Origin of the sequence: Bradyrhizobium monzae, from assembly GCF_021458635.1 — a bacterium.
Taxonomy (GTDB): Bacteria; Pseudomonadota; Alphaproteobacteria; order Rhizobiales; family Xanthobacteraceae; genus Bradyrhizobium.
Map to the genome: position 1 here is coordinate 251,372 of NZ_JAIRDQ010000001.1, position 25,569 is coordinate 276,940.

Sequence of the window (25,569 nt, forward strand, 5' to 3'; positions counted from 1 at the left end):
GCTTTCTATAAGTGAGAATCGATCAAGTCAAGGCGAAATGACCGTCAGAAAGCTCTTATCGCGCCTGTAGAAAAAGCCGTTCGCCCTCTCCCCGCGCCTTGTCAATATGGGATCGAAGTGCCGGTTCCGCCAGCCCCGACGGCATATTATACCCGGGTGAAATATACTTTTATAACCCGCGCTAAGGCTTTTTTTCCTCTTGATGCGTCAATCTGCCCGCTTCGGCAGAGACAAGCGTCATGCGGTACATCGATATTGCCATCATCGGCGGAGGCCTCGCCGGCTCGACCGCTGCCGCGATGCTCGGGCATGCCGGCATTTCGGCGGTGCTGATCGACCCGCATGAGACCTATCCGGCCGATTTTCGCGTCGAAAAACTCAGCGGTCGCGGGCAGGTCGAGCGATTCCAGCGGACGGGAATCGCCGACTCAGTGCTGCGCCGCGCGACCTTCTCCGGCGAGAACTGGATCGCGCGGTTCGGGCATCTCCTCGACAGGGCGCCGAGCCGGCAGTTCAACATCCTCTACGATTCGCTGGTCAACGCGATCCGCGACGAGATTCCCGAGACCGTCGAGCGAATCTGGACCAAGGCGGTCTCGGTCGAAACCAGCCCGGAGCGGCAGCGAATCGCACTCGCCAATGACGAGACGATCTCAGCCCGCCTGGTCGTGCTGGCCAACGGCCTGAATGTCGGCCTGCGCCACCAGCTCGGCATCCGGCGAAATGTCATCAGCGCCTGTCATTCGATCTCGATCGGCTTCGACGTGGTCCCGGCCGGGCGGAATTCGTTCGACTTCCCGGCCCTGACCTATTTCTCGGAGCGGCCGAGCGACCGCGTCCCCTACTTCTCGCTGTTTCCGATCGGCACACGGATGCGGGCCAATCTGTTCGTCTACCGCGGCTTCGACGATCCCTGGCTGCGCGAGTTGCGTCGCGCTCCGGCCGAGACGCTGAACGCCGCCCTGCCCCGTCTCAAGCGCATCACCGGCGCCTTCGACATCGCCGGCGAGCTGAAGATCCGCCCGGTCGATCTCTATGTGAACGATGCCAGCCATCAGCCGGGCGTGGTGCTGGCAGGCGATGCCTTCGCGACCTCCTGCCCGGTCGCGGGTACCGGTTGCGACAAGGTGTTCACCGACGTCGAACGGCTCTGCAACGTCCACATCCCGCAATGGCTGGCGTCCGACGGGATGGATGCGGACAAAATCGCCGCCTTCTACGCCGACCCGGTCAAGCGCGCCTGCGACGAATGGTCGGCGGCGAAAGCCTTCGACTTCCGCTCGGTGTCGATTGCGACGAGCCCTTACTGGACCGCGCAGCGCTGGGCGCGCTTCATGGGGTGGTCGAGCCAGGGACTATTGCGGCGACTGGGAGGGGCGTTCCATCTGGAGCCGAATTTCCTCGGTCACTCCTCCTCGTCGTCCTCGTCCTCGTCGAGGTCGTCCTCATCCTCGTCGTCTTCGTCATCATCGCTGTCGCCGTCGGCCTGAGCGGCCGCGCCGTGCGGCTGGTGGATCTGGTCGTTCCACAGCTTGCGATAGGTCCCGTTCTTGGCAAGCAGCTCGGCATGCGAGCCGCGCTCGATCGCCCTGCCCCCTGAAATCACGATGATCTCGTCCATCTCGACCACCGAGGTCAGGCGGTGGGTCGACCAGATCATGGTGCGGCCCTTGGCGACCTTCAGCAACGTGCGGTTGATCGCAGCCTCCGTGGTCTGGTCTAGCGCCGAGGTGGCTTCGTCGAGCAGCAGCACCGAGGGATTGCGGATGATAGCGCGCGCGATCGCGATGCGCTGGCGCTGGCCGCCCGACAGCGTGTCGCCGCGCTCGCCGACCGGGGTGTCGTAGCGCTGCGGCAGGCTCATGATGTAGCGATGGATTTCGGCCTTCTTGGCGGCCTCCTCGACCTCCGCGTCGGTCGCCCCTTCCTTGCCGAGCCGGATGTTCTCGCGGATCGACATGTTGAACAGCATGTTCTCCTGGAACACCACGGCCATGCTCCGGCGTAGCGAATCCAGCGTCACCTTGCGCACGTCAACACCGTCGATGGTGACCCGCCCCTCGTCAGGCACGTAGAGCCGCAGGATCAGATTGAGCAGCGTGCTCTTGCCGGAGCCGGAGGGGCCGACGATGGCGATGCTCTTGCCGACGTTGAGCTTGAGGCTGAGATTGTCCAGCACCGGCGTCTGACCGCCTTCGTACTGGAACGTGACGTGGTCGAAGGTGATGTCGTGGGTGACGCGCGGCAGATCGGGCGCGCCGGGACGATCGGCGCCCCGTGTCGGCTCGTCCAGCAACTCCTGGATGTGACGGATCGCGGCGGCCGAGGAGATCGACACCGGGATGAAATGCATCACGTGGGCGATGTTGTAGGAGACCTCCCAGAACGCGCTCTCGAAGGTGACGAAGGTGCCGATGGTGATCTGGCCCTTGGTCGCCAGATAAGCACCGATCGCGAGCACGACGAGGTGCAGCAGCAGCACGGAGATTGTGACCGTCCGCTCCACCATCGTCGACAGGAACCCGGCCGCTGCGATCCGGTTGCGGGTCTCGTCGTTGCGGAAATTGAAGAAGCCGAACATCCTGCGTTGCAGGCTGAACGCCTTGATCACGGCCTGCGCCGCGACGTTCTCCTGCACCATGCCGAGCAGCGCGCTTTCGTTGAGCTTCTGCTCGTAATTGGCCTGCACCGCCTTCGGCGTCAGGATGCGCGGGCCGATCAGCGTGATCGGAAACACCAAGAGCGCGACCACGGCGAGCTGCCAGTTCAGGAACAGCATCAGGATGATGCCGGCGATCAACTCCAGGAACGGCAGCGCGGCGCTGTTGGCAAAGGTCTTGACCGAGCCTTCGAAGGCCGAGAGGTCGACCGAGAAACGCGACAGGATCTCGCCGCGCTTGGTGCGGCCGAAATAGGCCGCCGGCAGGTCCTGGACATGCTCGAACAGGCGCTTGCGGACGTCGGAGATGATGCAGGCGGCCAGCCGCGCGTCCCAGCGCTCGTACCAGACCGCGACGATCGAGGTGAAGATGCCGGCGATCGCGAGCACGCCGAGGATCTTGTAGAGCGCCTGGAAATCCTCCTCGCCGAGCGCGTCGTCGATCAGGAACTTCAGACTGAGCGGCATGATGACGTTGAACAGCGTCTCGATCAGAACGCCGAACGCGACATAGCCCAGGATGCGCTTGTAGTTGGACAGGAACGGCTTGACGAAGCCCAGGATGGTCGCGAGCGCGCCGGCAGCTTCACGGGCGGTAAAGACGACGAGGTCCTCGTCATCATCGTCGTCGAGCTCAAGCTCGTCGTCGTCCTCGCCTTCGTCGTCCTCGTCGTCTTCCAGCTCAGGCTCGACGCCGGTGGCGAGCTTGTCCTCGAGCTCGGCCGCCTCTTGCGCGGCGAGCTTCTGTTTGTCGGGAGAGAGAGGCATGGACGCCATGAAACCAACCGATGCTGACGGCCGGCATGACCGCAGAGAAAGCAGGGAGATAGCGGAACGCCGCTACGTCCACCGATTCTATGCGATCAGGATGAATTCGGCAAAACAATTGGCGAATTCATTCGTCCTGTGATGCTAGTCGTCGTCGTCTTCGTCCTCGACCTTGTCGAAGAAGGAATAACGCAAGCTATCGGCGTCGGCATACCACTGCCCCGGTCCCTTGTTGGCGGCGAGCGTCGCCGTCCAGAGCGCGTCGGTGCAGTCCTTGCGGTGCATCGACAGATCGAAGCCGTTGCCGAAGAACAGTTCGGACCATTCCCACCAGGTGCCGAGCTTCTTGACCCCGCGCAGCAGGTCGTAGCGGTCGATCACGGCTGAGGCCATGTCCGAGGTGATCGAGCCGAACACGAGGCCGGTCTTGACCACCCGGTTCAACTCGCGGATCGCGCGGACCACCTGCTTCGGGGCAATGTGGCAGAGGCTGGTCTCGAACACGTAGTCGAAGGAGCCGTCCTTGAACGGCATGTCCAGGATCGATCCCAGCTTGTTGTACTTCTTCAGCGCCTTCGGCGTCTTGGCGTGGATCGCGCGGTTGTTCTCGATGCCCCAGGCATCGATGCCAAGATCGCGCAACGCGCCGACCAGCTCGCCGCTGGCGGAGCCGGCGACCAGGAGTTTTGCGCCCTTCGCCTTCCCCCAGACGATGCCGATCAGCTTTGCAAGGTAATCGGGATCGGTGAACTGCCGCCACGCTTCGCTATATGGGCCGACGCCGCGATAGTTCTCGAAATAATCGCGGTCGATCTTGTCCGAGACTGGCTTGTTGTCCTGGGCGTGCTCGCGGCGCAGTCGCATCATCTCGGTCAGGATGATGTCGGTCGCGGCGTCCGAGGAGTCGAGCAGGCCGTTCAGCGTGGAGTCGAACAGATAATCGCCGACCACGACGATGCCGGGATGTTGTTTCGGCTCGGGCCGGTGATTGGTCATGACGTCGCGCACGGGCAGACCGCCCGGTATCGCGTTCACCGACGACAGCCAGCGGTGGATTTTGCCTTCGGCGAAATGCGCACGCGCATCACCGAGCGACGCCGGCAGCGATTTCAGCGCGGCGTCGATCAGCTCCTGATCCGACAGATTGGCGAACGCCAGCGCATCGGAGCCGGGAATCAGCCAGTTCAGGACGCCGTGCTTGCCGACGTCGTGGCGCGCGCCCTCATTGTAGACGCAGCAGCCGCCGAAGGCTTCCGACATGAACCAGGCGCCGGAAATCTTGTCTCCCCAGAACGGGGAATCAAACAGGATCGAGACGCGCAGGTAATGCGCGGGACGATCGAAATACGAGACGTGCTTGACCATCGACTTGCGCAGCTGCTCGCCTTCCCAGCCGACGGTGGAGAGCCACGAATGCGGCAGACAGACCAGCACGAGATCGAAGTCGCGCGTCTCCGGTCCCCTGCCGTTCATCATCTTGAGCTGATAGCGGCCGGTCGGCGCCTTGCCGACGGCGAGCACGCGGTGATTGAGCTGGATGTCGGCGTTGACCTCCGACTGCAGGCATTCGATCAGCTGCTCGTTGCCGTTCTGGATGGAATAGAGACCGATATAGCCGTCGACATCCATCAGATAGTTCTTGAGCGCGTTGAGACCGTTGGTGTTGTGGCTCTCGGTCGCGAGATCGGAGCGCGCCATCACCTTGAAGAAGCGCTTTGCGGTCTCGTCCTCGACCTCCTCGTCGAGCACCTGCTCGGCGGTCTTGTAGGCCCAGGGATTCTCGTTGTCGTGAGCGCCGACGCCCTCGTAATACTCGATCGGCGACATCTCGTCGGCGCAGCGCTTGCGGAACTGCTCGATCGCAGCCGCAGTCTTGGCGCCGTATTTGCGGCGCATGCCGGCGACATCGTTGAGCAGCTCTCCGCCGAACTGCACCTGCTCGGCGTCCATCGGAATGGTCTGCAGGCCGAAATGCTGGATCAGTTCGCGCAGCGGATCGGGACCCGTCATCGAGTAGTCGTAGATCTCGGCGACGCCGGCCTCGTACATCGCCGGCGCGGAATCGAATTTGCGCGTGACGATCTTGCCGCCGAGGCGGTCGGAGGCTTCGTAGATGGTGATGCGGCAGAGGTCGCCAAGCTTACGCTTCAGGTACCAGGCGCTCATCAGCCCGCCGGGGCCGCCGCCTACGATTGCGAGATCAAGCATTTCAGTCCCGTGGTCTCCGGCCCTGCCCCCGTCACGGGACCACCGGTCTAAGTTCCCTAGCAGAAGCGCTTTTCTGACTGAAGGGAAGATGAACAAAGGTTGATCCCGCATCGCAACAGGCAAACAAAGCAGCAAAAAGGCCGGCTTTCGCCGGCCTTTTCGTTGTCCTCGGTATTCCTACGGATGAACCATCATTCCGCGGGCGGCAGCGCAGGAAGCTCCGCTTCCGGCGCCGGCGACACGACGGCCGCCTGCTTCTCACGCTCGTCGAGGATCATCTTGTCACGCTTCACCGCGACTTCGCGGATCTTGGCCATGGAGGCGCCGGTGCCTGCCGGGATCAACCGGCCGACGATGACGTTCTCCTTGAGACCCTCGAGCGGATCGACCTTGCCGTTGACCGCCGCTTCCGTGAGGACGCGGGTGGTCTCCTGGAACGAGGCCGCCGAGAAGAAGGAGCGGGTCTGGAGGCTCGCCTTGGTGATGCCGAGCAGAACCGGCGTCCCCGTAGCGATCTTCTTGCCCTCTTCCTTGGCCTTCTCGTTGAGCGCGTCGAACTCGATCTTGTCGACCTGTTCGCCGGAGATCATGTCCGTGTCGCCCTGGTCGGTGACTTCCACCTTCTGGAGCATCTGACGGACAATCACCTCGATGTGCTTGTCGTTGATGAGCACGCCCTGCAGCCGGTAGACCTCCTGGATCTCGTTGACCAGATAGGCCGCGAGTTCCTCGATGCCCTTGACCGCAAGAATGTCGTGCGGCGCCGGATTTCCTTCCACGATGAAGTCGCCCTTTTCGACGATGTCACCGTCCTGAAGGTGGATGTGCTTGCCCTTCGGGATCAGGTACTCGCGCGCCTCGTCGGTCTTGTCCATCGGCTCGATCGAGATGCGACGCTTGTTCTTGTAGTCGCGCCCGAACCGGATGGTGCCCGCGATTTCGGCGATGATCGCCGCATCCTTCGGACGCCGTGCCTCGAACAGTTCCGCCACCCGCGGCAGACCGCCGGTGATGTCACGCGTCTTGGCGCTTTCGGTCGAGACACGGGCGAGGATGTCGCCCGCCTGGACCTTGGCTCCGACGTCGACCGACAGAATGCCGTCGACCGACAGCATGTAGCGGGCATCGCCGCCACGGGCGAGCTTGAGCACCTTGCCGTCCTTGCCCTTGACCACGATGGCCGGACGCAGGTCTCCGCCGCCGCGGGTCGAGCGCCAGTCGATGACCACGCGCTTGGCGATACCGGTGGCCTCGTCCAGCGTTTCCGAGATCGACTGCCCTTCGACCAGATCCTCGAAGCCGATGGTTCCTTCGACCTCGGTGAGCAGCGGACGGGTGTAGGGATCCCACTCGACGATGCGCTGGCCACGTTTGACCATGTCGCCCTCGTCGACGTGCAGCCGCGCGCCGTACTGGATACGATGCGTCGCACGCTCGGTGCCGTCGGCATCGACGATCGCTATCACCATGTTGCGCACCATCGCGACCAGGTGACCTTCGCTGTTGCGAGCGATGGCCTTGTTCCTGATCACGATCTTGCCGTCGAAGTTGGCTTCGACAAACGACTGCTCGTTGAGCTGCGCCGCACCACCGATGTGGAAGGTACGCATGGTGAGCTGGGTTCCCGGCTCGCCGATCGATTGCGCCGCGATGACGCCGACCGCTTCGCCGTGGTTGACCGGCGTGCCGCGAGCGAGGTCGCGGCCATAGCACATGCCGCAGATGCCGTTGACGAGTTCGCAGGTCAGTGCCGAGCGGATCTTCACCTCCTGCACACCACCCTGCTGGATGGCGTCCAGATGGCTCTCTTCCATCAGCGTATCGCGCTTGATGATCACCTTGCCGGAGCTGTCACGGATGTCGTCGCAGGCCGTGCGTCCGAGGATGCGCGAACCGAGCGAAGCGACCACGGTGCCGGCATCGACGATCGCCCGCATCTTGATGCCGAGCTTGGTGCCGCAGTCGGACTGCGTGATGATGCAGTCCTGCGCGACGTCGACCAGACGACGGGTCAGGTAGCCCGAGTTCGCGGTCTTCAACGCCGTGTCCGCGAGGCCCTTGCGGGCGCCGTGGGTCGAGTTGAAGTACTCGAGAACCGAGAGGCCTTCCTTGAAGTTCGAGATGATCGGCGTCTCGATGATCTCACCCGACGGTTTGGCCATCAGGCCGCGCATGCCGGCGAGCTGGCGCATCTGGGCCGGCGAACCGCGGGCACCGGAGTGAGCCATCATGTAGATCGAGTTGATGTCGGCATCGGCTCCACTCGCCGTCTTCTTGGTGGAGGAGATCTCCTTCATCATCGCCTTGGCGATTTCCTCGGTCGCCTTCGACCAGGCGTCGACGACCTTGTTGTACTTCTCGCCGTGCGTGATCAGGCCGTCGTTGTACTGCTGCTCGAAATCCTTCGCCAGCGTACGGGTGGTATCGACGATCTTCCACTTGGAGTGCGGCACGACCATGTCGTCCTTGCCGAACGAGATGCCGGCCTTGAACGCATTGTAGAAGCCGAGCGCCATGATGCGGTCGCAGAAGATCACCGTCTCCTTCTGACCGCAGTGGCGGTAGACCTGGTCGATGACGCCCGAGATCTCGCGCTTGGTCATCAGCTTGTTGATGATCTCGTACGAAATCCGCGGGTTCTTCGGCAGCAGGTTGCCGAGCATGACGCGACCCGCGGTGGTCTCGATCCAGCGCGTCGAGACCTTGCCGGTCTCATCCATGCCCTGCCACCGATACTTGATCTTGGTGTGGAGGTGGATGACCTTCGCATGCAGGGCGTGCTCGAGCTCGGCCATGTCGCCGAACAGCTTGCCCTCGCCGGGCAGGCCTTCGCGCATGATCGAGACGTAGTAGAGACCGAGCACGATGTCCTGCGACGGCACGATGATCGGCTGGCCGTTTGCCGGATGCAGGATGTTGTTGGTCGACATCATCAGCACGCGCGCTTCCAGCTGCGCTTCGAGCGACAGCGGAACGTGCACGGCCATCTGGTCGCCGTCGAAGTCGGCGTTGAACGCGGAGCAGACCAGCGGGTGAAGCTGGATCGCCTTGCCCTCGATCAGCACCGGCTCGAACGCCTGGATGCCCAGGCGATGCAGCGTCGGCGCGCGGTTGAGCAGCACGGGATGCTCGCGGATCACCTCGTCCAGGATGTCCCAGACCTCGGGCCGCTCCTTCTCGACCAGCTTCTTCGCCTGCTTCACGGTGGTGGACAGGCCCTTGGCGTCAAGCCGCGAATAGATGAACGGCTTGAACAGCTCGAGCGCCATCTTCTTCGGCAGACCGCACTGATGCAGGCGCAGCTCGGGACCGACCACGATCACCGAACGGCCCGAATAGTCGACGCGCTTGCCGAGCAGGTTCTGGCGGAAACGGCCCTGCTTGCCCTTCAGCATGTCGGCGAGCGACTTCAACGGGCGCTTGTTGGCACCCGTGATGACGCGGCCGCGGCGGCCGTTGTCGAACAGCGCATCGACCGCTTCCTGAAGCATGCGCTTCTCGTTACGGATGATGATGTCCGGCGCGCGCAGCTCCATCAGCCGCTTCAAGCGGTTGTTGCGGTTGATGACGCGGCGGTAGAGGTCGTTGAGGTCCGAGGTCGCGAAGCGGCCGCCGTCCAGCGGCACCAGCGGACGCAGGTCCGGCGGGATCACGGGAACGACAGTCAGGATCATCCATTCCGGCTTGTTGCCGGAGTGGCGGAAGGCCTCGACGATCTTCAGGCGCTTGGCGAGCTTCTTGTGCTTGATGTCGGAGTCGGTCTCCTGCATCTCCGCGCGCAAGGTCAGCTCGAGCTTCTCGAGGTCCATGCCCTTGAGCAGCTCGCGGATCGCCTCGGCGCCGATCATGGCGGTGAAGGAATCCTGGCCGTACTCGTCCTGCGCCTTCAGATACTCGTCTTCCGACAGCAGCTGACGGTCCTTCAGCGCGGTAAGACCCGGCTCAAGCACGACATAATATTCGAAGTAGAGGATCCGCTCGAGATCCTTCAGCGTCATGTCGAGCAGCAGGCCGATGCGCGACGGCAGCGACTTCAGGAACCAGATGTGGGCGACGGGAGCCGCGAGCTCGATATGGCCCATGCGCTCGCGCCGGACGCGCGACAGCGTGACCTCGACCGAGCACTTCTCGCAGATGATGCCCTTGTACTTCATGCGCTTGTACTTGCCGCACAAGCACTCGTAGTCCTTGATCGGCCCGAAAATGCGGGCGCAGAACAGGCCGTCGCGCTCGGGCTTGAAGGTACGGTAGTTGATGGTCTCCGGCTTCTTGATCTCGCCGTAGGACCAGGACAGAATCTTCTCCGGGGACGCGATCGAGATCCGGATCTGGTCGAAGACCTGAGCCGGAGTCGTCGGGTTAAAGAGATTCATAATTTCTTGGTTCATCGTCTTCTCCTCGCGTGCCGGTCGCCTCCGGCCGCAAATTCGAAAATCACTCAAGCGGGGCGCCCTGCCCTCAAGGCATCGGGAGGGGCGCCAATGCCCGGCCGCGAAGGCCGGGCATGAAAGGTCGTATTACTCGGCTGCTTCCGACGTCGACGCCGGTCCCACCTTGGAATTGTGCAGGTCGACGTTGAGGCCGAGCGAGCGCATTTCCTTGACCAGCACGTTGAACGATTCCGGAATACCGGCCTCGAAGGTGTCGTCGCCACGCACGATCGCCTCGTACACCTTGGTACGGCCGGCGACGTCGTCCGACTTCACGGTCAGCATTTCCTGGAGCGTGTACGCCGCGCCGTAAGCTTCGAGCGCCCACACCTCCATTTCGCCGAAGCGCTGGCCGCCGAACTGCGCCTTGCCGCCCAGCGGCTGCTGGGTGACGAGCGAGTACGGACCGATCGAACGGGCATGGATCTTGTCGTCGACGAGATGGTGCAGCTTGAGCATATAGATGTAGCCCACCGTCACCTTGCGATCGAAGGCATCGCCAGTGCGGCCGTCATAGACGGTCGACTGACCCGAAGCGTCGAGACCGGCAAGTTTCAGCATCTCCTCGATGTCGGCTTCCTTGGCACCGTCGAACACCGGCGTCGCGATCGGCACGCCGCGGCTGAGGTTATGGCCGAGTTCAATCAGCTCGTTGTCGTTGAGCGTCTTGATCGTCTCGTCCTCGCCGTAGACCTTCTTCAAGGTTTCCTTCAGCGGCTTGATGTCCTGCTTCGACAGGTATGCATCGACCGTCTGGCCGATACGCTTGCCGAGGCCGGCGCAAGCCCAGCCGAGATGGGTCTCGAGGATCTGTCCGACGTTCATGCGCGAGGGCACGCCGAGCGGATTGAGCACGATGTCGGCATGCGTACCGTCCTCGAGGAACGGCATGTCCTCGATCGGCACGATTTTCGACACCACGCCCTTGTTGCCGTGGCGGCCGGCCATCTTGTCGCCGGGCTGGATCTTGCGCTTCACCGCGACGAAGACCTTGACCATCTTCATCACGCCAGGCGGCAATTCGTCACCGCGCTGAAGCTTCTCGACCTTGTCGAGGAAGCGCTGCTCGAGCCCCTTCTTCGACTCGTCGTACTGCTTCCGCATGGCCTCGATCTCGGCCATCAGCTTGTCGTTCGGCGAGGCGAACAGCCACCACTGCGACTTCGGGTACTCCTCGAGCACCGCACGGGTGATCTTGGTGTCCTTCTTGAAGCCCTTCGGGCCCGCAATGCCCTGCCGTCCCTCGAGGAGCTCGGCAAGACGGTTGTAGACGTTGCGGTCCAGGATCGCCTGCTCGTCGTCGCGGTCCTTGGCCAGACGCTCGATCTCTTCCCGCTCGATCGCCAGCGCACGCTCGTCCTTGTCGACGCCGTGACGGTTGAACACGCGGACTTCCACGATCGTGCCCTGCACGCCCGGAGGAACGCGCAGCGAGGTGTCGCGAACGTCGGAAGCCTTTTCGCCGAAGATGGCGCGCAGAAGCTTTTCTTCCGGCGTCATCGGGCTTTCGCCCTTCGGCGTGATCTTGCCGACCAGGATGTCGCCGGCGCGCACTTCCGCACCGATGTAGACGATACCGGCTTCGTCGAGGTTCTTCAGCGCTTCTTCCGAAACGTTCGGAATGTCGCGGGTGATTTCCTCGGGCCCGAGCTTGGTGTCGCGGGCCATCACTTCGAACTCCTCGATGTGGATCGAGGTGAAGACGTCTTCCTTCACGATCCGCTCGGAGAGCAGGATCGAGTCTTCGAAGTTGTAGCCGTTCCACGGCATGAACGCGACGAGCACGTTGCGGCCGAGCGCGAGTTCGCCGAGATCGGTCGACGGACCGTCAGCGATGATGTCGCCCTTCTTGACGATGTCACCGACCTTCACCAGCGGACGCTGGTTGATGCAGGTCGACTGGTTGGAGCGCTGGTACTTCATCAGACGATAGATATCGACGCCCGACTTGGTCGGATCGAGATCTTCGGTGGCGCGGATGACGACGCGGGTCGCGTCGATCTGGTCGATCACGCCCGAACGGCGCGCCGCGATCGCGGCACCCGAGTCACGCGCAACCACGCCTTCCATGCCTGTACCGACGAACGGCGCTTCGGCGCGAACCAGCGGCACCGCCTGGCGCTGCATGTTCGAGCCCATCAGCGCGCGGTTGGCGTCGTCGTTCTCGAGGAACGGGATCAGCGCCGCGGCAACCGAAACGAGCTGCTTCGGCGACACGTCCATGTAGTCGACCTTGTCCGGCGTCATCGGCACGACGTCGCGGGTGCCGCTCGCGCGGCAGACCACCAGGTCTTCGGTGAAGCGGCCCTTGGCGTCGATCGGCACGTTAGCCTGCGCGACGGAATAGCGGCCTTCCTCCATCGCCGAGAGGTACACGACCTCGTCGGTGACCCGACCGTCCTTGACCTTGCGGTACGGCGTCTCGACGAAGCCGTACTTGTTCACGCGCGCGAAGGTCGCGAGCGAGTTGATCAGGCCGATGTTCGGACCTTCCGGCGTCTCGATCGGGCAGATGCGGCCGTAATGCGTCGGATGCACGTCGCGCACCTCGAAGCCGGCGCGCTCGCGGGTCAGACCGCCCGGTCCAAGCGCCGAGAGACGGCGCTTGTGGGTGATCTCCGACAGCGGGTTGGTCTGGTCCATGAACTGCGAGAGCTGCGAGGAGCCGAAGAACTCGCGCACGGCGGCAGCCGCCGGCTTCGCGTTGATCAGGTCCTGCGGCATGACCGTGTCGATGTCGACCGAGGACATGCGCTCCTTGATCGCGCGCTCCATGCGCAGGAGGCCGATGCGGTACTGGTTCTCCATCAGCTCGCCGACCGAACGCACACGGCGGTTGCCGAGATGGTCGATGTCGTCGATCTCGCCCTTGCCGTCGCGCAAATCCACCAGCGTCTTGATGACGCAGAGGATGTCTTCCTTGCGCAGCGTGCGCTGGGTGTCGGGCGCATCGAGGTCGAGGCGCATGTTCATCTTGACGCGGCCGACCGCGGAGAGGTCGTAGCGCTCGGCGTCGAAGAACAGCGACTGGAACATCGCCTGTGCCGAATCCAGCGTCGGCGGCTCGCCGGGGCGCATCACGCGGTAGATGTCGAACAGCGCGTCCTCACGCGTCATGTTCTTGTCGGCCGAGAGGGTGTTGCGGATGTAGGCGCCGACATTGACGTGGTCGATGTCGAGCAGCGGCAGTTCCTTGTAGCCGTGCTCGTTGAGGACCTTCATCGACTTGTCGGTGATTTCCTCACCGGCTTCGGCGTGGATCTCGCCCGTCTTCGGGTTGACGAGGTCCTCGGCGAGGTAGTTGCCGACGAGCTCCTCATCCGACAGGCGCAGCGCCTTCAGCCCCTTCTCCTGCATCTGACGCGCACCGCGCACGGTGAGCTTCTTGCCGGCCTCGAGCACGACCTTGCCGGTATCGGCGTCGATCAGGTCGTTGATGGTCGAGTAACCGCGGAAACGGTTGGCGTCGAACGGAACGCGCCAGCCTTCCTTGGTCCGCTTGTAGAGGATCTTCTTGTAGAACGTGGACAGGATCGCCTCGCCGTCGAGGCCGAGGGCGAACATCAGCGACGTCACCGGAATCTTGCGGCGACGGTCGATACGCGCATAGACGATGTCCTTGGCGTCGAACTCGATGTCGAGCCAGGAGCCGCGATACGGAATGACGCGGGCGGCGAACAGCAGCTTGCCCGAGGAGTGGGTCTTGCCCTTGTCGTGGTCGAAGAACACGCCCGGCGAACGGTGCATCTGCGAGACGATGACGCGCTCGGTGCCGTTGACGATGAAGGTGCCGTTCATCGTCATGAGCGGAATGTCGCCCATGTAGACGTCCTGCTCCTTGATGTCCTTGACCGACTTCGCACCGGTTTCCTCGTCGATATCGAACACGATGAGGCGCAGCGTCACCTTGAGGGGAGCCGCGAAGGTCATGCCGCGCTGGCGGCACTCGTCGACGTCATATTTGGGCTGCTCGAACTCGTAGCGGACGAATTCCAGCATCGAGGTGCCCGAGAAGTCCGAGATCGGGAACACCGAGCGGAACACGGCCTGCAGGCCCTCGTCGAGACGCCCGCCGACGGGTTCGTCGACCATCAGGAACTGGTCATAGGACGCCTTCTGAACCTCGATGAGGTTCGGCATCTCGGCGACTTCCTTGATGTGTCCGAAGAACTTGCGAACGCGTTTGCGACCGGTGAATGTCTGCTGCGCCATCGTGGCCTCTCATTTCGTCGCCCGCTCTGGGCGCGCCGTCCAGGACTCGGCTGCCGCCGCTCCCCGGGTTGAATTTTTCGAACCCGCTTTGGGGACCGAAAATCCAGTTTCAGGCCGTCATGTCCTGAATCTGTTCTTCAGACCTTCAAAACGCAAAACGACGCGCGGGGCGCATAGGCACGCCCGCCCGTCACAACGATCGTCTTCACGGACTGCAAAAGCCCGAAATAGCCTGCTCTCCCAACGGCTTACAGGGAAAATCTCGCATCCCTGCCCACCGCGCTTTCGTGCTGCCGACCCGATATGGGGCGACAATAGTGGAGATTCGAGGGGTATACCCTCAAATCCCCACACATTTTCGTGTTCGACCTGCGTCGGGACGATCCGTCGCACGCCTTTTGCATCTGGACCATCCTTTTGAAGGACGGACCAAAGCCCCGAGCCTTGGCCCGGGGCCTCGCCAGCAAGCGTTGCTTACTTGAGCTCGACCTTCGCGCCAGCCTTCTCGAGCTGGACCTTGAGCTTCTCGGCTTCGTCCTTGTTCACGCCTTCCTTGACAGGCTTCGGCGCGCCCTCGACGAGGTCCTTTGCTTCCTTCAGGCCCAGGCCGGTGATGGCGCGGACTTCCTTGATGACCTCGATCTTCTTCTCGCCGGCGGAGGCGAGAACGACCGTGAACTCGGTCTTCTCTTCTGCCGGAGCGGCGGCAGCGCCACCACCAGCCGGGCCGGCCACGGCGACAGCCGCGGCAGCCGAAACGCCCCACTTCTCTTCGAGGAGCTTCGCGAGTTCGGCAGCCTCGAGCACGGTGAGGCTCGAGAGGTCGTCAACGATCTTCTGCAAGTCAGCCATTGTTCAGTTTCCTTGAGTGTAAGTCTGGTTCGGGTTTGAGTTTTGCGAAGGGCGTCAGGCCGCTTCGCCCTTTGAGGCATGAGCCTGGATGACGCGCGCGAGCTTGCCCGCGGGCGCGTTGGCGAGCTGAGCGATCTTGGTCGCCGGGGCCACAAGCAAGCCGACGATCTTTGCGCGCAGTTCGTCAAGCGACGGCAGCGAGGCAAGCGCCTTCACGCCGTCGACATTCAGGACGGTCTTTCCCATCGAGCCGCCGACGATGATGAACTTTTCGTTCGTCTTGGCGAATTCGATGGCGACCTTTGGCGCCGCTACCGGATCGTCCGAAGTGGCGATCACGGTCGGTCCCTTCAGCATGGGGCCGATGGCAACGACGTCAGTGCCTTCAAGAGCAATTTTGGCGAGACGGTTCTTCGAGACCTTCACCGAGGCACCAGCCTGCTTCATCTGCATGCGCAGCTTCTGCATCTGGGCAACGGTCAGGCCGGAATATTGGGCAACGACCGCGACGCTCGTGGTCTTGAAGACCCCATTGAGCTGTTCGACCGCTTCCTTTTTTGCCGCTCGTTCCACAGCAAGCTCTTTCCGGTTGGCGGTCATCGCGAAAAGCGGGACCGCCGGGTTGCACCCATCGTCCCACCCAAAACCTGAACCTCAGGGTCAAAACCCATCGGACACGCGCCGGGCGAGACGACAATTCAAAGCCTGCCCTCCGGGAGCTCGTTGGAGCCCACGGCGTGTCGAGGTCCGAACCAAACTCCTTCCGCGACCACCTTGAGGTGGGATGCGAAGTGAAATCCGGTCTTCACCCGTCTATGCAGGCCATGCGATTAAGCCGTTGAGAAATCGAAACTTCCCGCGGGCGCCTGCAGTCTTGGACAGGACAAGGCCAGTCGGCGAACCGTCTGACCTCTGCCCGCATCCGACCAACCGATGGATTTTCCTTCCTTTTCGGGCAAATCCTTGCGGACGTCCTGAAAAGGAATGATCTCCTGCGTGTCGGGTTTTCGGAATGCGTGCACGGACGCGCCAGCCAAGGCCGGCACGTCCGGAAGCGGTTCTTTAACCGCTCTCGGCCTGCTTGCCAAGAGCAAAATTCACACCAGTTCCAATCCGTTGCCCGCCGGGCTTGAGGCGGCCTGACAAGGGCCGATTCAGGCCGATTTGACCGCATGGGGCAGCGCCTTGCCCTCGAAGAACGCGGTCAGGTTGGCCAGCACGCAGGTCTGCATGGCGACGTGCGATTCGAGCGTGTGGCCACCGATATGGGGGGCGAACACGACGTTCGGCAGCGCCGTCAGCGCGTCGGGAGCGTGCGGTTCCTTCTCGAAGACGTCGAGGCCGGCGCCGGCGATGGTCTTGTCGGAGAGCGCCGCGACCAGGGCCTTCTCGTCGATGACCGAGCCCCGCGAAATGTTGACGACGTAGCCGTCCGCGCCGAGGCGCTTGAGGATGTCGGCGTTGACCACACCCTGGGTCTCGGCCCCTGCCCGGACCGCGATCATCAGCACGCTGCACCAGTCGGCCAGCGCCTCGAGCGACGAGAAATATTGATAGGGCAGCTCGTATTTGCTGCGGCTGAAATAGCCGACCTCGCTCTCGAACGCGGCGCAGCGCGCGGCGATCTTGCGGCCGATCTCGCCCATGCCGTAGACGCCGATCCGGCGGCCGGGCATCCCCGCCTGCGGGCGCATCATCGGTGATTGCTTCGATGCCGCCCAATCGCCGCTGCGGACATACTGGTCTGCAACCAGGATCCGCCGGGTCGTCGCCAGCATCAGGGTCATCGCGATATCGGCGACAGAGGCGGCATTGGCGCCCGGACTGTGGCCAACCGCGATCTTGCGAGCAGCAGCCGCCTTCAGGTCGACGCCGTCATAGCCGGTGCCGTAGCAGACGATCGCGCCGAGTTTTGGAAACAGGTCCATCGCCTCGGCGCCGAGCGGCGAGCCGCCGGCCGTCAGCATCGCGCGGATACCACCGAGCTCGTCGGCCGAAAACACCTCGCGCGCTGGCTTGCCACCGGTGTCGAGCAGCTCGAACCGCTCGGCGAAGCGCGCCATCATCGTCTTGGGAAAGCGCGAGTAGATCAGGACCTTGTCAGCCATTGTTCTTGTTTCCGGTGAGTGCCGCCGAAAATGGAAGGGGCGGAATCGGTCACCCGATTCCGCCCCTCGCCTCATGCAATTTCCAAACCTCAGCCGAGCAAGCCTTAGCCTAAAATGGTGCCCGGCTCGACCTTCACGCCCGGGCCCATCGTCGAGGACACCGCAACGCGCTGGATGTAGGTGCCCTTGGAGCCAGCCGGCTTCGCCTTCGAGACAGCATCCGCGAGAGCCTTGATGTTCTCGACCAGCTTCTCCTCGGAGAACGAGGCCTTGCCGACGCCGGCCTGCAGGATGCCGGCCTTCTCGACGCGGAACTCGACCGAGCCGCCCTTGGCACCCTTCACCGCACCGGTGACGTCCATGGTCACGGTGCCGATCTTCGGGTTCGGCATCAGGCCGCGCGGGCCGAGCACCTTACCGAGACGGCCGACCAGCGGCATCATGTCGGGGGTCGCAATACAACGATCGAAATCGATCGAACCGTTCTGCACCTTCTCGACCAGGTCTTCGGCGCCGACGACGTCGGCACCAGCAGCCTTGGCCTCGTCAGCCTTGGCACCACGGGCGAACACACCGACGCGGAGCGTACGGCCGGTGCCGTTCGGCAGGGTCACGACGCCGCGGACCATCTGGTCGGCGTGACGCGGATCGACGCCGAGATTGATCGCGACCTCGATGGTCTCGTCGAACTTCGCCTTGGCGCGTTCCTTGACCATCTTGATGGCGTCCGCGAGCGGGTAAAGCTTTTCGCGGTCAACACCTTCGCGGGCTTTGTTCAAACGCTTTCCGATTGCCATGAGCCCTTACCCCGCCACTTCCAGACCCATCGAACGGGCAGAGCCCTCGACCATCTTCATGGCCGATTCGATGGTGTCGCAATTGAGATCCTTCATCTTCTTCTCGGCGATCTCGCGCACTTGCGCCTTGGTCACCTTGCCGGCCTTGTCACGGCCCGGCGCCTTCGAGCCGGACTGGATCTTGGCAGCCTGCTTGAGGAAGAAGGACATCGGGGGGGTCTTCATCTCGAACGTGAACGAACGATCGGCGTAGATCGTAATCACGACGGGAATCGGGGTGTTCTTCTCTTCCTTCTGGGTCTGGGCGTTGAACGCCTTGCAGAACTCCATAATGTTGAGACCGCGCTGACCAAGCGCGGGACCGATCGGGGGCGAGGGGTTCGCCGCACCGGCCGGGACCTGAAGCTTCAGGTATCCGGTCACTTTCTTTGCCATGTATCACTCCTGTTGTGCCGGCTTAAGCCGGCGGTTTCAGGTTCGTGGTCTGGGTCGGATGCGGCTGGCAACCGCCCTCTCCCTCCCACGGCCTCTCTTTGCGCGACGCCTTACGGCCTCCCGCGTGACCCGATCAGACCTTCTCGACCTGACCGAATTCCAGTTCCACCGGCGTGGCGCGGCCGAAGATCGACACCGCGACCTTCACGCGCGAGCGCGCCTCGTCGATTTCCTCGACGACACCCGAGAACGAGGCGAACGGGCCATCGGCCACGCGCACGTTCTCGCCAATCTCGAATGACACCGACGCCTTCGGCCGTTCCACGCCCTCCTGCACCTGGTGCAGGATGCGCATGGCCTCGTTTTCCGAGATCGGCATCGGCTTGTTCTCGGCGCCGAGGAAGCCCGTGACCTTCGGCGTGTTCTTGATCAGATGAAACGCCTCGTCGGTCAGCTTCATCTTCACCAGCACGTAGCCCGGGAAGAACTTGCGCTCGGCGTCGATCTTGCGACCGCGGCGCACTTCCGTGACCTTCTCGGTCGGAACCAGCACCAGCTCGAACAGCTCCTCGAGCCCGCGCTGCTTGGCCTGCTCGCGGATCGATTCGGCGACCTTCTTCTCGAAGTTCGAATAGGCGTGGACGATGTACCAGCGCTTGTCGGACGATTGGGGTGCGGCGGCTGTTGCCATCAGTGAATGCCCAAAAGGAAGGTGATGAGGTAACGGATGATCTGGTCGGCGGCGAAGAAGAAGATCGAGGCCACGGCGACCATCACGAACACCATGATGGTGGTGATCGTGGTCTCACGACGGGTCGGCCAAGTGACCTTGGCGGTCTCCGAGCGCACTTCCTGCAAGAACTTGAACGGGCTGACTGCCATCGTTTGAGGTCCAACGTCCGTCGCCAGACGCGATTAAAGATTTCAGGGATCCGAACAGCCGCCTGTGGCCCAGCCCTCTGTCTCGAAGGATGAGCCGGAAAACCGGGCTCGATTGTTCGGGGGATTTCAAAGCCGCGCCGGAGATCCGCTTCTCAACGGGCCGGCTGCGAGTGCCGGGTATCTACTGCGGATGGGGCCAAAGGTCAAGGTGTGGGCGGCGCCCAATGCGCGCGAGCCCGTCTAACGGACGCGATGCGGATCAAGGGCTTATAGGCCCCGAATGATCCACGGTCCGAGCCTTTCCGCCCGCCGCCGTCCTGCCTGTCGATCCTGATTGTCGGGATTAGCTGGCAGGAGTGGCAGGGCTCGAACCTGCGACCCCCGGTTTTGGAGACCGGTGCTCTACCAATTGAGCTACACTCCTACGGACCCTCGCGTCGCCACGTGGATCAGGCCGCTTTCAAGCACAGGGGGCGGCTGGTTTGCAAGGACGGATTGCAAGGGTGAAGCGCGCTGGCTTCGCTTGTTTGTGCAACGGCTTCTGGGCCAGTCTCCGTTCCCGATAATCAAGAACAACCGGGAGTGCCCATGACTACCCAAGCGTCGACCACAGCCGCCGCCCGCCCCTCGACCGCGCCGAAAACCCCGCCTTTGCCCGAAGCCAAGCCGGAAACGCTGGGCCTCTCGCGGCCCCGCCTCCAGGCGATGTCGGACGCGTTCAAGCGCGAGATCGACAAGGGAACCATCCCCGGTGCGACCGTGCTGGTGGCCCGGCGCGGCCAGGTCGGCTGGTTCGAGGCGCTCGGCAAGCAGAGCCCGGCGGGCCCGGCGATGACGCTTGATTCGATCTTCCGGATCTTCTCGATGACCAAGCCGATCGTGTCGGTCGGCATCATGGCGCTGATCGAGGACGGCCACCTCCTCCTCGGCGATCCCGTCGCAAAATTCATCCCCGAATTTGCCGACCAGAAGGTCGGCGTTGTCAGCGGTGGCAGATTGGAACTGGTTCCACCGAAGCGGCCGATGACGGTGCAGGACCTGCTCCGCCACACCTCGGGGCTCACCTATGAGCATCAGGGCGATGGCCCCGTGCACAAGCTCTACCAGGAGTCCCGCGTCCGCAGCCGCAAGATCACCAATGCCGAGCACGCAGCACTGGTGGCGAGCTTCCCGCTGGTCTGCCACCCCGGCGACGAGTTCAACTACAGTCGCTCCACCGACATCCTCGGCCGCATCATCGAGGTCGTGAGCGCCAAGTCGCTCGGCACGTACCTCGCCGAGCGCATCCTCGCGCCGCTGCAGATGACCGAGACCGGATTCTCCACCTCTGAGGCTAACGCCGGCCGCCTCGCCCAGCCGTTCGAAGCCGATCCCTGGACCGGCGACAAGGTCGCGCTGTTCAACATGCTGGAGCAGCCGATCATGGAGTCCGGCGGCGGCGGTCTCGTCTCCACCACGATGGACTATGCCCGCTTCGCGCTGATGCTGCGCAATGGCGGTACGCTCGACGGCACCAGGATCATCGGCCGCAAGACGTTGGAGCTGATGGCGTCAGATCACCTTGGGCCGCACGTTGTGACCAACGGCACGCTGCTGTCGCCCGGCCACGGTTTCGGTCTCGGCTTCGCCGTGCGCCGCGAGGCCGGCATCGCCCCCTTCCCCGGCAGCGTTGGCCAGTATTTCTGGAGCGGCATTGCCGGCACGTTCTTCTGGATCGATCCAAAGGAGGATCTCTTCACGGTGTTCATGAGCCAGGGCCCGGGCCAGCGCGATTTTACGCGGACCCTGGTGCGGGATCTGGTTTACGCGGCGGTGGATTAGTCTCGTGCCCCGGACGCGACGCAGTGCGCAGCGGTGCATCGCAGAGCCGAGGCCCATGCCTCTGCGATCTCGAACGCCTCGGCCTTCCGGGTCCCGGCTCAGCAGTGCGGTACTGCGCACCGCACTGCTGAGCCGGGACACGAGACACTGAGCTAATCTTCGACCTCAGCTAATCGTCGCGCCACCGTCGATGACCATGGTCTGGCCGGTCATGAAGTCGCCGGCCGCCGATCCCAGGAACACGGCTGCGCCCGCGATCTCGTCGGGGATGCCGATACGCAAGAGCGGCGAGCGCGCGGTCGAGGCCTTCAGGTTCTCCGGATTGTCCCACAGCGCTTTCGCAAAGTCGGTCTTGATCAGGCCGGGCGCGATGCAGTTCACGCGGATGTTGTGCTTGCCGTATTCGCAAGCGAGATTGCGCGCGAGCTGCATGTCGGCGGCCTTGGAGATCGCGTAGGCGCCGAGGATGGTCGAGCCCTTGAGGCCGCCGATCGAGGAGACGATGATGACCGAGCCGTCCCTGCGCTCGATCATCTGCGGCACCACCATCGAGATCAGCCAGTTGTTGGCGACGATGTTGTTGTCGAGAATTTTGCGGAACTGATCGTCGGAGATGCCGGCGAGCGGACCGTAATACGGGTTCGATGCGGCGTTGCAGACCAGCACGTCGATCTTGCCGAAAGCGCGGTTGCTCTCGTCGACGAGGTTTTGCAGATTCTCCTTCGACGAAATGTTCGCCGCGACCGCGACCGCAGTACCCTTGCCGAACTTGTCGTTGATGCCCTTGGCGACCGCATCGCAGACATCGGCCTTGCGCGAGGAAATCACGACCTTGGCGCCGTGCTCGGCCATGCGCTCGGCGATCGCAAGCCCGATGCCGCGCGTCGAGCCGGTGATGACGGCAACTTTGCCCTTCATGTCGAACAAGGTCATGTTTCTCTCCCAGAGTATGATTTGATTAGCGTGAGGCTTACGCCGCGTCCCGCGCGAACGGACAACAGCCTCAGGCGAGCTTCTTGACTTCCGGTCCCGCCGGCTGATGCATCTCGGCATGCGCATCGTCGGCGATCCATGGCTGCTGGTTCACCATCGGCAGCCGCCAGACGCTGCGCTCGGGACTTGCGAAATAATCGAGCCGCGTGATCGAGACGTTGTCGATGTCGAACGACAGCGCCCGCTCCACCTGGCCGTCGAGCGCAAGGCCGATCGCCGCCTTGATGGTGCCGCCATGTGCGACCGCGATGATGTCCTGCCCGCCGGCCTCATCGAGGATCCGCTCGACGGTGCGGCGCGTGCGGTTGTAGAGATCCATGAAGCTTTCGCCGCCGGGCGCAGGCTCGTTGATGTCGGCGAACCAGCTCGAGCCGACGGGACGGCTGGCAATGAACTCGGCGCGGTTCATGCCCTGCCAGCGACCGAGATTCTGCTCGGCGAGATCCGCTTCCCATTTCATCGACGCCGGCCGCGGATAGCCCGCCTCCCAGATCGCTTCGGCCGTTTGATGCGTGCGCATCAGATTGCTCGAATACCAGACCGCCTTGCGTGGCAGCACCTTGGCAACAGCATTGAACACGTAGGTGTCGCTGGTGTCGCAGGCGAGATCGCTCTGTCCGTAGATGTTGCCGCCGTCATTGCGCACCGGCGCATGACGAACCCACCACCAGCGTGTCGTGACCACATTCGGCTTGTCTGCGGTTGCCATTGAAGCCCTTCCATCCCGTGTGATGTCGCTGTACGTCAGGTGTGAACGTGTCTCAAGACACTTTACCGTTTGAAATTCTGTTTGAAATTCCGTCGCGCGGCAAGCGTCGCACGACATACCAAAGGGAGAAAGCGCATGGGCCGTCTGCAAGGCAAATCCGTCATCATCACCGGCGCCGGCAGCGGCATCGGCCGCGCGGCTGCGCTGCTGTTCACCAAGGAAGGCGCCAAGCTGATCGCAGTCGATCGCACCGAGGCGGTGAAGGAGACCGTCGACGAGGTGAAGAAGGCCGGCGGTGTTGCGGAGGCGATGATCGCCGATGCCGGCTCCGAGCAGGACGTCATCGCCGTCATCGACAAGGCGGTGAAGACGCACGGAAGGCTCGACGTGATCTGGGCCAATGCCGGCGTCTCCGGCGGCCTCGTTCCACTCGGCGAGCAGACCGTTGAACAGTGGCAAGAGGTGCTGCGCGTCAATCTGATCGGACCATTCCTCGCGGTGAAGCATGCGATGCCGCACATGGTGAAGCAGCAATCCGGCGCAATCGTGCTCACCGCATCGGTCGCAGGCCTCAAGGCCGGCGCGAGCGGACATCCCTATGCCGCGAGCAAGGCCGGCGTGATCTCGCTGGTGCAGACCACCGCGTATTCGCTCACCGGCACCGGCGTGCGCATCAACGCGGTGTGCCCGGGCCTGATCGAGACCGGCATGACCAAGCCGATCTTCGACCGCGCCAAGGAGCGCGGCACCGCCGACAAGATCGGCCAGCTCAACCCCCTGAAGCGCCCCGGCCAGCCGCACGAACTCGCCGCGATGGGACTGTTTCTGGCCAGCGACGAAGCGTCGTATGTGAACGGCCAGGCGTTCCCGGTGGACGGCGGCCTGACGGCATCGATGCCGTATACGGGGAAGCCGGTTTAGCAACGGCCTCGTGTCCCGGACGCGCTGCAACGCGCAAGAGTTGCTGCGCAGAGCCGGGACCCAGCAGGCCGCGCACTCGCCGCCGCATGGGCCCCGGCTCTGCAGCGCACCGTCGAAGAGACGCTGCGCTGCGTTCGGGGCGCGAGAGCGGAGTCTAGGCGCATAGCTGCGTCATCCGCGTCATGGCGAGCGCAGCGAAGCAATCCAGAGCCGTTCAGCGGATACTTTTCGGCGAAAGTACCGTTGGCGATCGGGTTTGCCCGAACCGCCACTCCATTGGTATGTTTCGTGCAAGCGGCGACGCTGTCCACCATCACATGAACGAGACAATGCCCAACCCGATTTTCCCGAGCTCACGTTCTGATCGCATCCGCCACCTCCTTGCCGACCTCGTTGACTTCGACACCATCAGCGATCGCACCAACCTGCCCTTGATCGCTCATATCGAAAGCTATCTCGCTTTCCTCGGGGTCAAGGGCGAACGCATCACCGACGAGACCGGGCAGAAGGCTTCGCTCTGGGTCACGATCGGACCGGAGGACAAGCCCGGCCTCGTGCTCTCAGGGCACACCGACGTCGTGCCGGTCGTCGGCCAGGACTGGAGCCACGATCCGTTCAAGCTGGTCGAACGCGACGGCAAGCTCTACGGCCGCGGCACCACCGACATGAAGGGCTTTGTCGCGGTGTGTCTCGCCATGGTGCCGGAGATGCTGGAGGCGAAGCTGACGACCCCGATTCATCTTGCGATCTCCTATGACGAGGAGATCGGTTGCGTCGGCGTGCGGCCGATGCTTGCCGAGGTCGCCAAGAAGAAGATCAGGCCGCTCGGCGCCTTCATCGGCGAACCGACCGAGATGAAGGTCATCATCGGCCACAAGGGCAAGCACGGCGTGCGCGCCACGTTCCACGGACTTGCCCGCCACTCCTCGATCGCGCCCGACGGCGTCAACGCCATCGAATACGCCGCCGAGCTGATCACCGAGATCCGCCGCCGCGCAGTGAAGCTCGCGGCCGAAGTCGAGCGCAACAGTCTCTACGATGTCCCGCACTCGACGCTGCTGACCAGCATCGTGCACGGCGGCGCCGCGCTGAACATCGTGCCTGACACCTGTACCGTGGACTTCGAATGCCGCGGCATAGGTATTACCGAGTCCAGGCAGGTGACTGATGCGATCGTCGCCTGGGCCAAGGCCGAGCTCGAGCCGGCGATGAAGAAGCAGCATCCGGAATGCGGCATCGATTTCGAGGAGATCCTCGATTACCCCGCGCTGGACACCAAGGCCGACGCGGCGATCGTCACGCTGGCAAAGCAGCTTGCAGGGCGCAATGACCACGCCAAGGTTGCCTTCGGCACCGAGGCGAGCTTGTTTGCCAGCATCGCCGACATCCCCTCGGTGGTGATCGGCCCCGGTTCGATCGCGCAGGCGCATACGCCGGACGAGTTCGTGGCGATGGCCGAGCTGGAAAAGTGCGCGGGGTTCGTGGAGAAGCTGATCGCGCATTGCGCGAAGGGGTAGGCACCACTGCCGTAGGGTGGGCAAAGCGGAGCGTGCCCACCATTCTTATTGCGCTTTCGGAGAGATGGTGGGCACAGCGCTACGCGCTTTTGCCCACCCTACGGGAGTTGTCAGTGAGGAAGCTCATAGCCCGCCTCCCCCGTCATTGCGAGGAGCCCTTGCGACGAAGCAATCCAGATCGTCACTGCGGAGATTGTCTGGATTGCTTCGCTTTGCTCGCAATGACGGAGGCTGCGGAGCCAGCAACACACCAAAGC

The 25,569-nt window shown here is 63.2% G+C and carries 17 protein-coding genes and 1 tRNA gene; 4 read left to right on the forward strand and 14 right to left on the reverse strand.

Annotated elements, in window-relative coordinates; genetic code table 11:
- Window positions 1-239: 239 nt before the first annotated feature.
- A complete protein-coding gene (locus K3F49_RS01385) occupies window positions 240-1,490 on the forward strand; it encodes an FAD-dependent oxidoreductase (protein ID WP_234678977.1) in 1,251 nt (416 codons plus the stop codon).
- Here the strand turns inward: K3F49_RS01385 and K3F49_RS01390 are convergent.
- The 12 genes from K3F49_RS01390 to K3F49_RS01445 all read right to left on the reverse strand — a co-directional run bounded on the left by K3F49_RS01390 (window position 1,406) and on the right by K3F49_RS01445 (window position 19,775).
- Entirely contained in the window at window positions 1,406-3,436 is a 2,031-nt protein-coding gene (locus tag K3F49_RS01390) for an ABC transporter ATP-binding protein (protein ID WP_234678978.1), read from the reverse strand. The genes K3F49_RS01385 and K3F49_RS01390 overlap by 85 nt on opposite strands.
- A gap of 135 nt (window positions 3,437-3,571) precedes the next feature.
- Window positions 3,572-5,635 carry an FAD-dependent oxidoreductase gene (locus K3F49_RS01395; protein ID WP_234678979.1) on the reverse strand — a complete coding sequence of 688 codons (2,064 nt, stop codon included), beginning with the start codon at window positions 5,633-5,635 and terminating at the stop codon, window positions 3,572-3,574.
- A 191-nt stretch (window positions 5,636-5,826) separates the two neighbouring features.
- Entirely contained in the window at window positions 5,827-10,023 is a 4,197-nt protein-coding gene (gene rpoC, locus K3F49_RS01400; protein WP_234678980.1) for a DNA-directed RNA polymerase subunit beta', read from the reverse strand.
- Between the two features lie 129 nt (window positions 10,024-10,152).
- Window positions 10,153-14,277 (reverse strand): DNA-directed RNA polymerase subunit beta, encoded by a 4,125-nt coding sequence (gene rpoB / locus K3F49_RS01405; protein ID WP_234678981.1) that lies wholly within the window; start codon window positions 14,275-14,277, stop codon window positions 10,153-10,155.
- Window positions 14,278-14,751: 474 nt separating this feature from the next.
- Window positions 14,752-15,129 (reverse strand): 50S ribosomal protein L7/L12, encoded by a 378-nt coding sequence (gene rplL / locus K3F49_RS01410; RefSeq protein ID WP_234678982.1) that lies wholly within the window; start codon window positions 15,127-15,129, stop codon window positions 14,752-14,754.
- A gap of 54 nt (window positions 15,130-15,183) precedes the next feature.
- Window positions 15,184-15,702 (reverse strand): 50S ribosomal protein L10, encoded by a 519-nt coding sequence (gene rplJ, locus K3F49_RS01415; protein ID WP_234678983.1) that lies wholly within the window; start codon window positions 15,700-15,702, stop codon window positions 15,184-15,186.
- A 581-nt stretch (window positions 15,703-16,283) separates the two neighbouring features.
- Window positions 16,284-17,237: a 2-hydroxyacid dehydrogenase gene (locus K3F49_RS01420; RefSeq protein WP_234678984.1), complete on the reverse strand. Its 954-nt coding sequence runs from the start codon at window positions 17,235-17,237 to the stop codon at window positions 16,284-16,286.
- A 104-nt stretch (window positions 17,238-17,341) separates the two neighbouring features.
- A complete protein-coding gene (rplA, locus tag K3F49_RS01425; RefSeq protein ID WP_014494487.1) occupies window positions 17,342-18,034 on the reverse strand; it encodes a 50S ribosomal protein L1 in 693 nt (230 codons plus the stop codon).
- 6 nt (window positions 18,035-18,040) lie between these two features.
- Complete coding sequence (rplK, locus tag K3F49_RS01430; RefSeq protein ID WP_008136439.1) at window positions 18,041-18,469, reverse strand: 50S ribosomal protein L11; 429 nt, start codon at window positions 18,467-18,469, stop codon at window positions 18,041-18,043.
- Between the two features lie 133 nt (window positions 18,470-18,602).
- Window positions 18,603-19,160 (reverse strand): transcription termination/antitermination protein NusG, encoded by a 558-nt coding sequence (gene nusG / locus K3F49_RS01435; protein WP_234678985.1) that lies wholly within the window; start codon window positions 19,158-19,160, stop codon window positions 18,603-18,605.
- A complete protein-coding gene (gene secE, locus K3F49_RS01440; RefSeq protein ID WP_007611620.1) occupies window positions 19,160-19,351 on the reverse strand; it encodes a preprotein translocase subunit SecE in 192 nt (63 codons plus the stop codon). The genes nusG and secE overlap by 1 nt, the downstream gene beginning before the upstream one ends.
- A gap of 348 nt (window positions 19,352-19,699) precedes the next feature.
- Window positions 19,700-19,775 (reverse strand) — tRNA-Trp (locus K3F49_RS01445).
- Between the two features lie 164 nt (window positions 19,776-19,939).
- Here K3F49_RS01445 and K3F49_RS01450 point away from each other — a divergent pair.
- Window positions 19,940-21,172, forward strand: coding sequence for a serine hydrolase domain-containing protein (locus K3F49_RS01450; protein ID WP_234678986.1), 1,233 nt, complete (start codon window positions 19,940-19,942; stop codon window positions 21,170-21,172).
- 165 nt (window positions 21,173-21,337) lie between these two features.
- Here the strand turns inward: K3F49_RS01450 and K3F49_RS01455 are convergent, their stop codons facing one another.
- Entirely contained in the window at window positions 21,338-22,105 is a 768-nt protein-coding gene (locus K3F49_RS01455) for an SDR family NAD(P)-dependent oxidoreductase (protein ID WP_234678987.1), read from the reverse strand.
- Window positions 22,106-22,175: 70 nt separating this feature from the next.
- The gene (locus tag K3F49_RS01460; protein WP_234678988.1) at window positions 22,176-22,874 is read right to left on the reverse strand and encodes a histidine phosphatase family protein; all 699 of its coding nucleotides are present in this window, start codon (window positions 22,872-22,874) and stop codon (window positions 22,176-22,178) included.
- Window positions 22,875-23,009: 135 nt separating this feature from the next.
- On the opposite strand from K3F49_RS01460, the gene K3F49_RS01465 reads away from it, so the two are divergent.
- Together K3F49_RS01465 and argE are read left to right on the forward strand one after the other, a co-directional pair.
- A complete protein-coding gene (locus K3F49_RS01465; protein ID WP_234678989.1) occupies window positions 23,010-23,795 on the forward strand; it encodes an SDR family NAD(P)-dependent oxidoreductase in 786 nt (261 codons plus the stop codon).
- Between the two features lie 329 nt (window positions 23,796-24,124).
- The gene (gene argE, locus K3F49_RS01470; RefSeq protein ID WP_234678990.1) at window positions 24,125-25,312 is read left to right on the forward strand and encodes an acetylornithine deacetylase; all 1,188 of its coding nucleotides are present in this window, start codon (window positions 24,125-24,127) and stop codon (window positions 25,310-25,312) included.
- The last annotated feature ends 257 nt before the right edge of the window (window positions 25,313-25,569 follow it).

Excerpts from the sequence above, each read along its gene's own strand:
- K3F49_RS01385 (WP_234678977.1), top strand. The coding sequence starts at position 240 with ATGCGGTACATCGATATTGCCATCATCGGCGGAGGCCTCGCCGGCTCG.
- K3F49_RS01390 (WP_234678978.1), bottom strand. The coding sequence starts at position 3,436 with ATGGCGTCCATGCCTCTCTCTCCCGACAAACAGAAGCTCGCCGCGCAA.
- K3F49_RS01395 (WP_234678979.1), bottom strand. The coding sequence starts at position 5,635 with ATGCTTGATCTCGCAATCGTAGGCGGCGGCCCCGGCGGGCTGATGAGC.
- rpoC (WP_234678980.1), bottom strand. The coding sequence starts at position 10,023 with ATGAACCAAGAAATTATGAATCTCTTTAACCCGACGACTCCGGCTCAG.
- rpoB (WP_234678981.1), bottom strand. The coding sequence starts at position 14,277 with ATGGCGCAGCAGACATTCACCGGTCGCAAACGCGTTCGCAAGTTCTTC.
- rplL (WP_234678982.1), bottom strand. The coding sequence starts at position 15,129 with ATGGCTGACTTGCAGAAGATCGTTGACGACCTCTCGAGCCTCACCGTG.
- K3F49_RS01420 (WP_234678984.1), bottom strand. The coding sequence starts at position 17,237 with ATGGCTGACAAGGTCCTGATCTACTCGCGCTTTCCCAAGACGATGATG.
- rplA (WP_014494487.1), bottom strand. The coding sequence starts at position 18,034 with ATGGCAATCGGAAAGCGTTTGAACAAAGCCCGCGAAGGTGTTGACCGC.
- rplK (WP_008136439.1), bottom strand. The coding sequence starts at position 18,469 with ATGGCAAAGAAAGTGACCGGATACCTGAAGCTTCAGGTCCCGGCCGGT.
- nusG (WP_234678985.1), bottom strand. The coding sequence starts at position 19,160 with ATGGCAACAGCCGCCGCACCCCAATCGTCCGACAAGCGCTGGTACATC.
- secE (WP_007611620.1), bottom strand. The coding sequence starts at position 19,351 with ATGGCAGTCAGCCCGTTCAAGTTCTTGCAGGAAGTGCGCTCGGAGACC.
- K3F49_RS01450 (WP_234678986.1), top strand. The coding sequence starts at position 19,940 with ATGACTACCCAAGCGTCGACCACAGCCGCCGCCCGCCCCTCGACCGCG.
- K3F49_RS01455 (WP_234678987.1), bottom strand. The coding sequence starts at position 22,105 with ATGACCTTGTTCGACATGAAGGGCAAAGTTGCCGTCATCACCGGCTCG.
- K3F49_RS01460 (WP_234678988.1), bottom strand. The coding sequence starts at position 22,874 with ATGGCAACCGCAGACAAGCCGAATGTGGTCACGACACGCTGGTGGTGG.
- K3F49_RS01465 (WP_234678989.1), top strand. The coding sequence starts at position 23,010 with ATGGGCCGTCTGCAAGGCAAATCCGTCATCATCACCGGCGCCGGCAGC.
- argE (WP_234678990.1), top strand. The coding sequence starts at position 24,125 with ATGCCCAACCCGATTTTCCCGAGCTCACGTTCTGATCGCATCCGCCAC.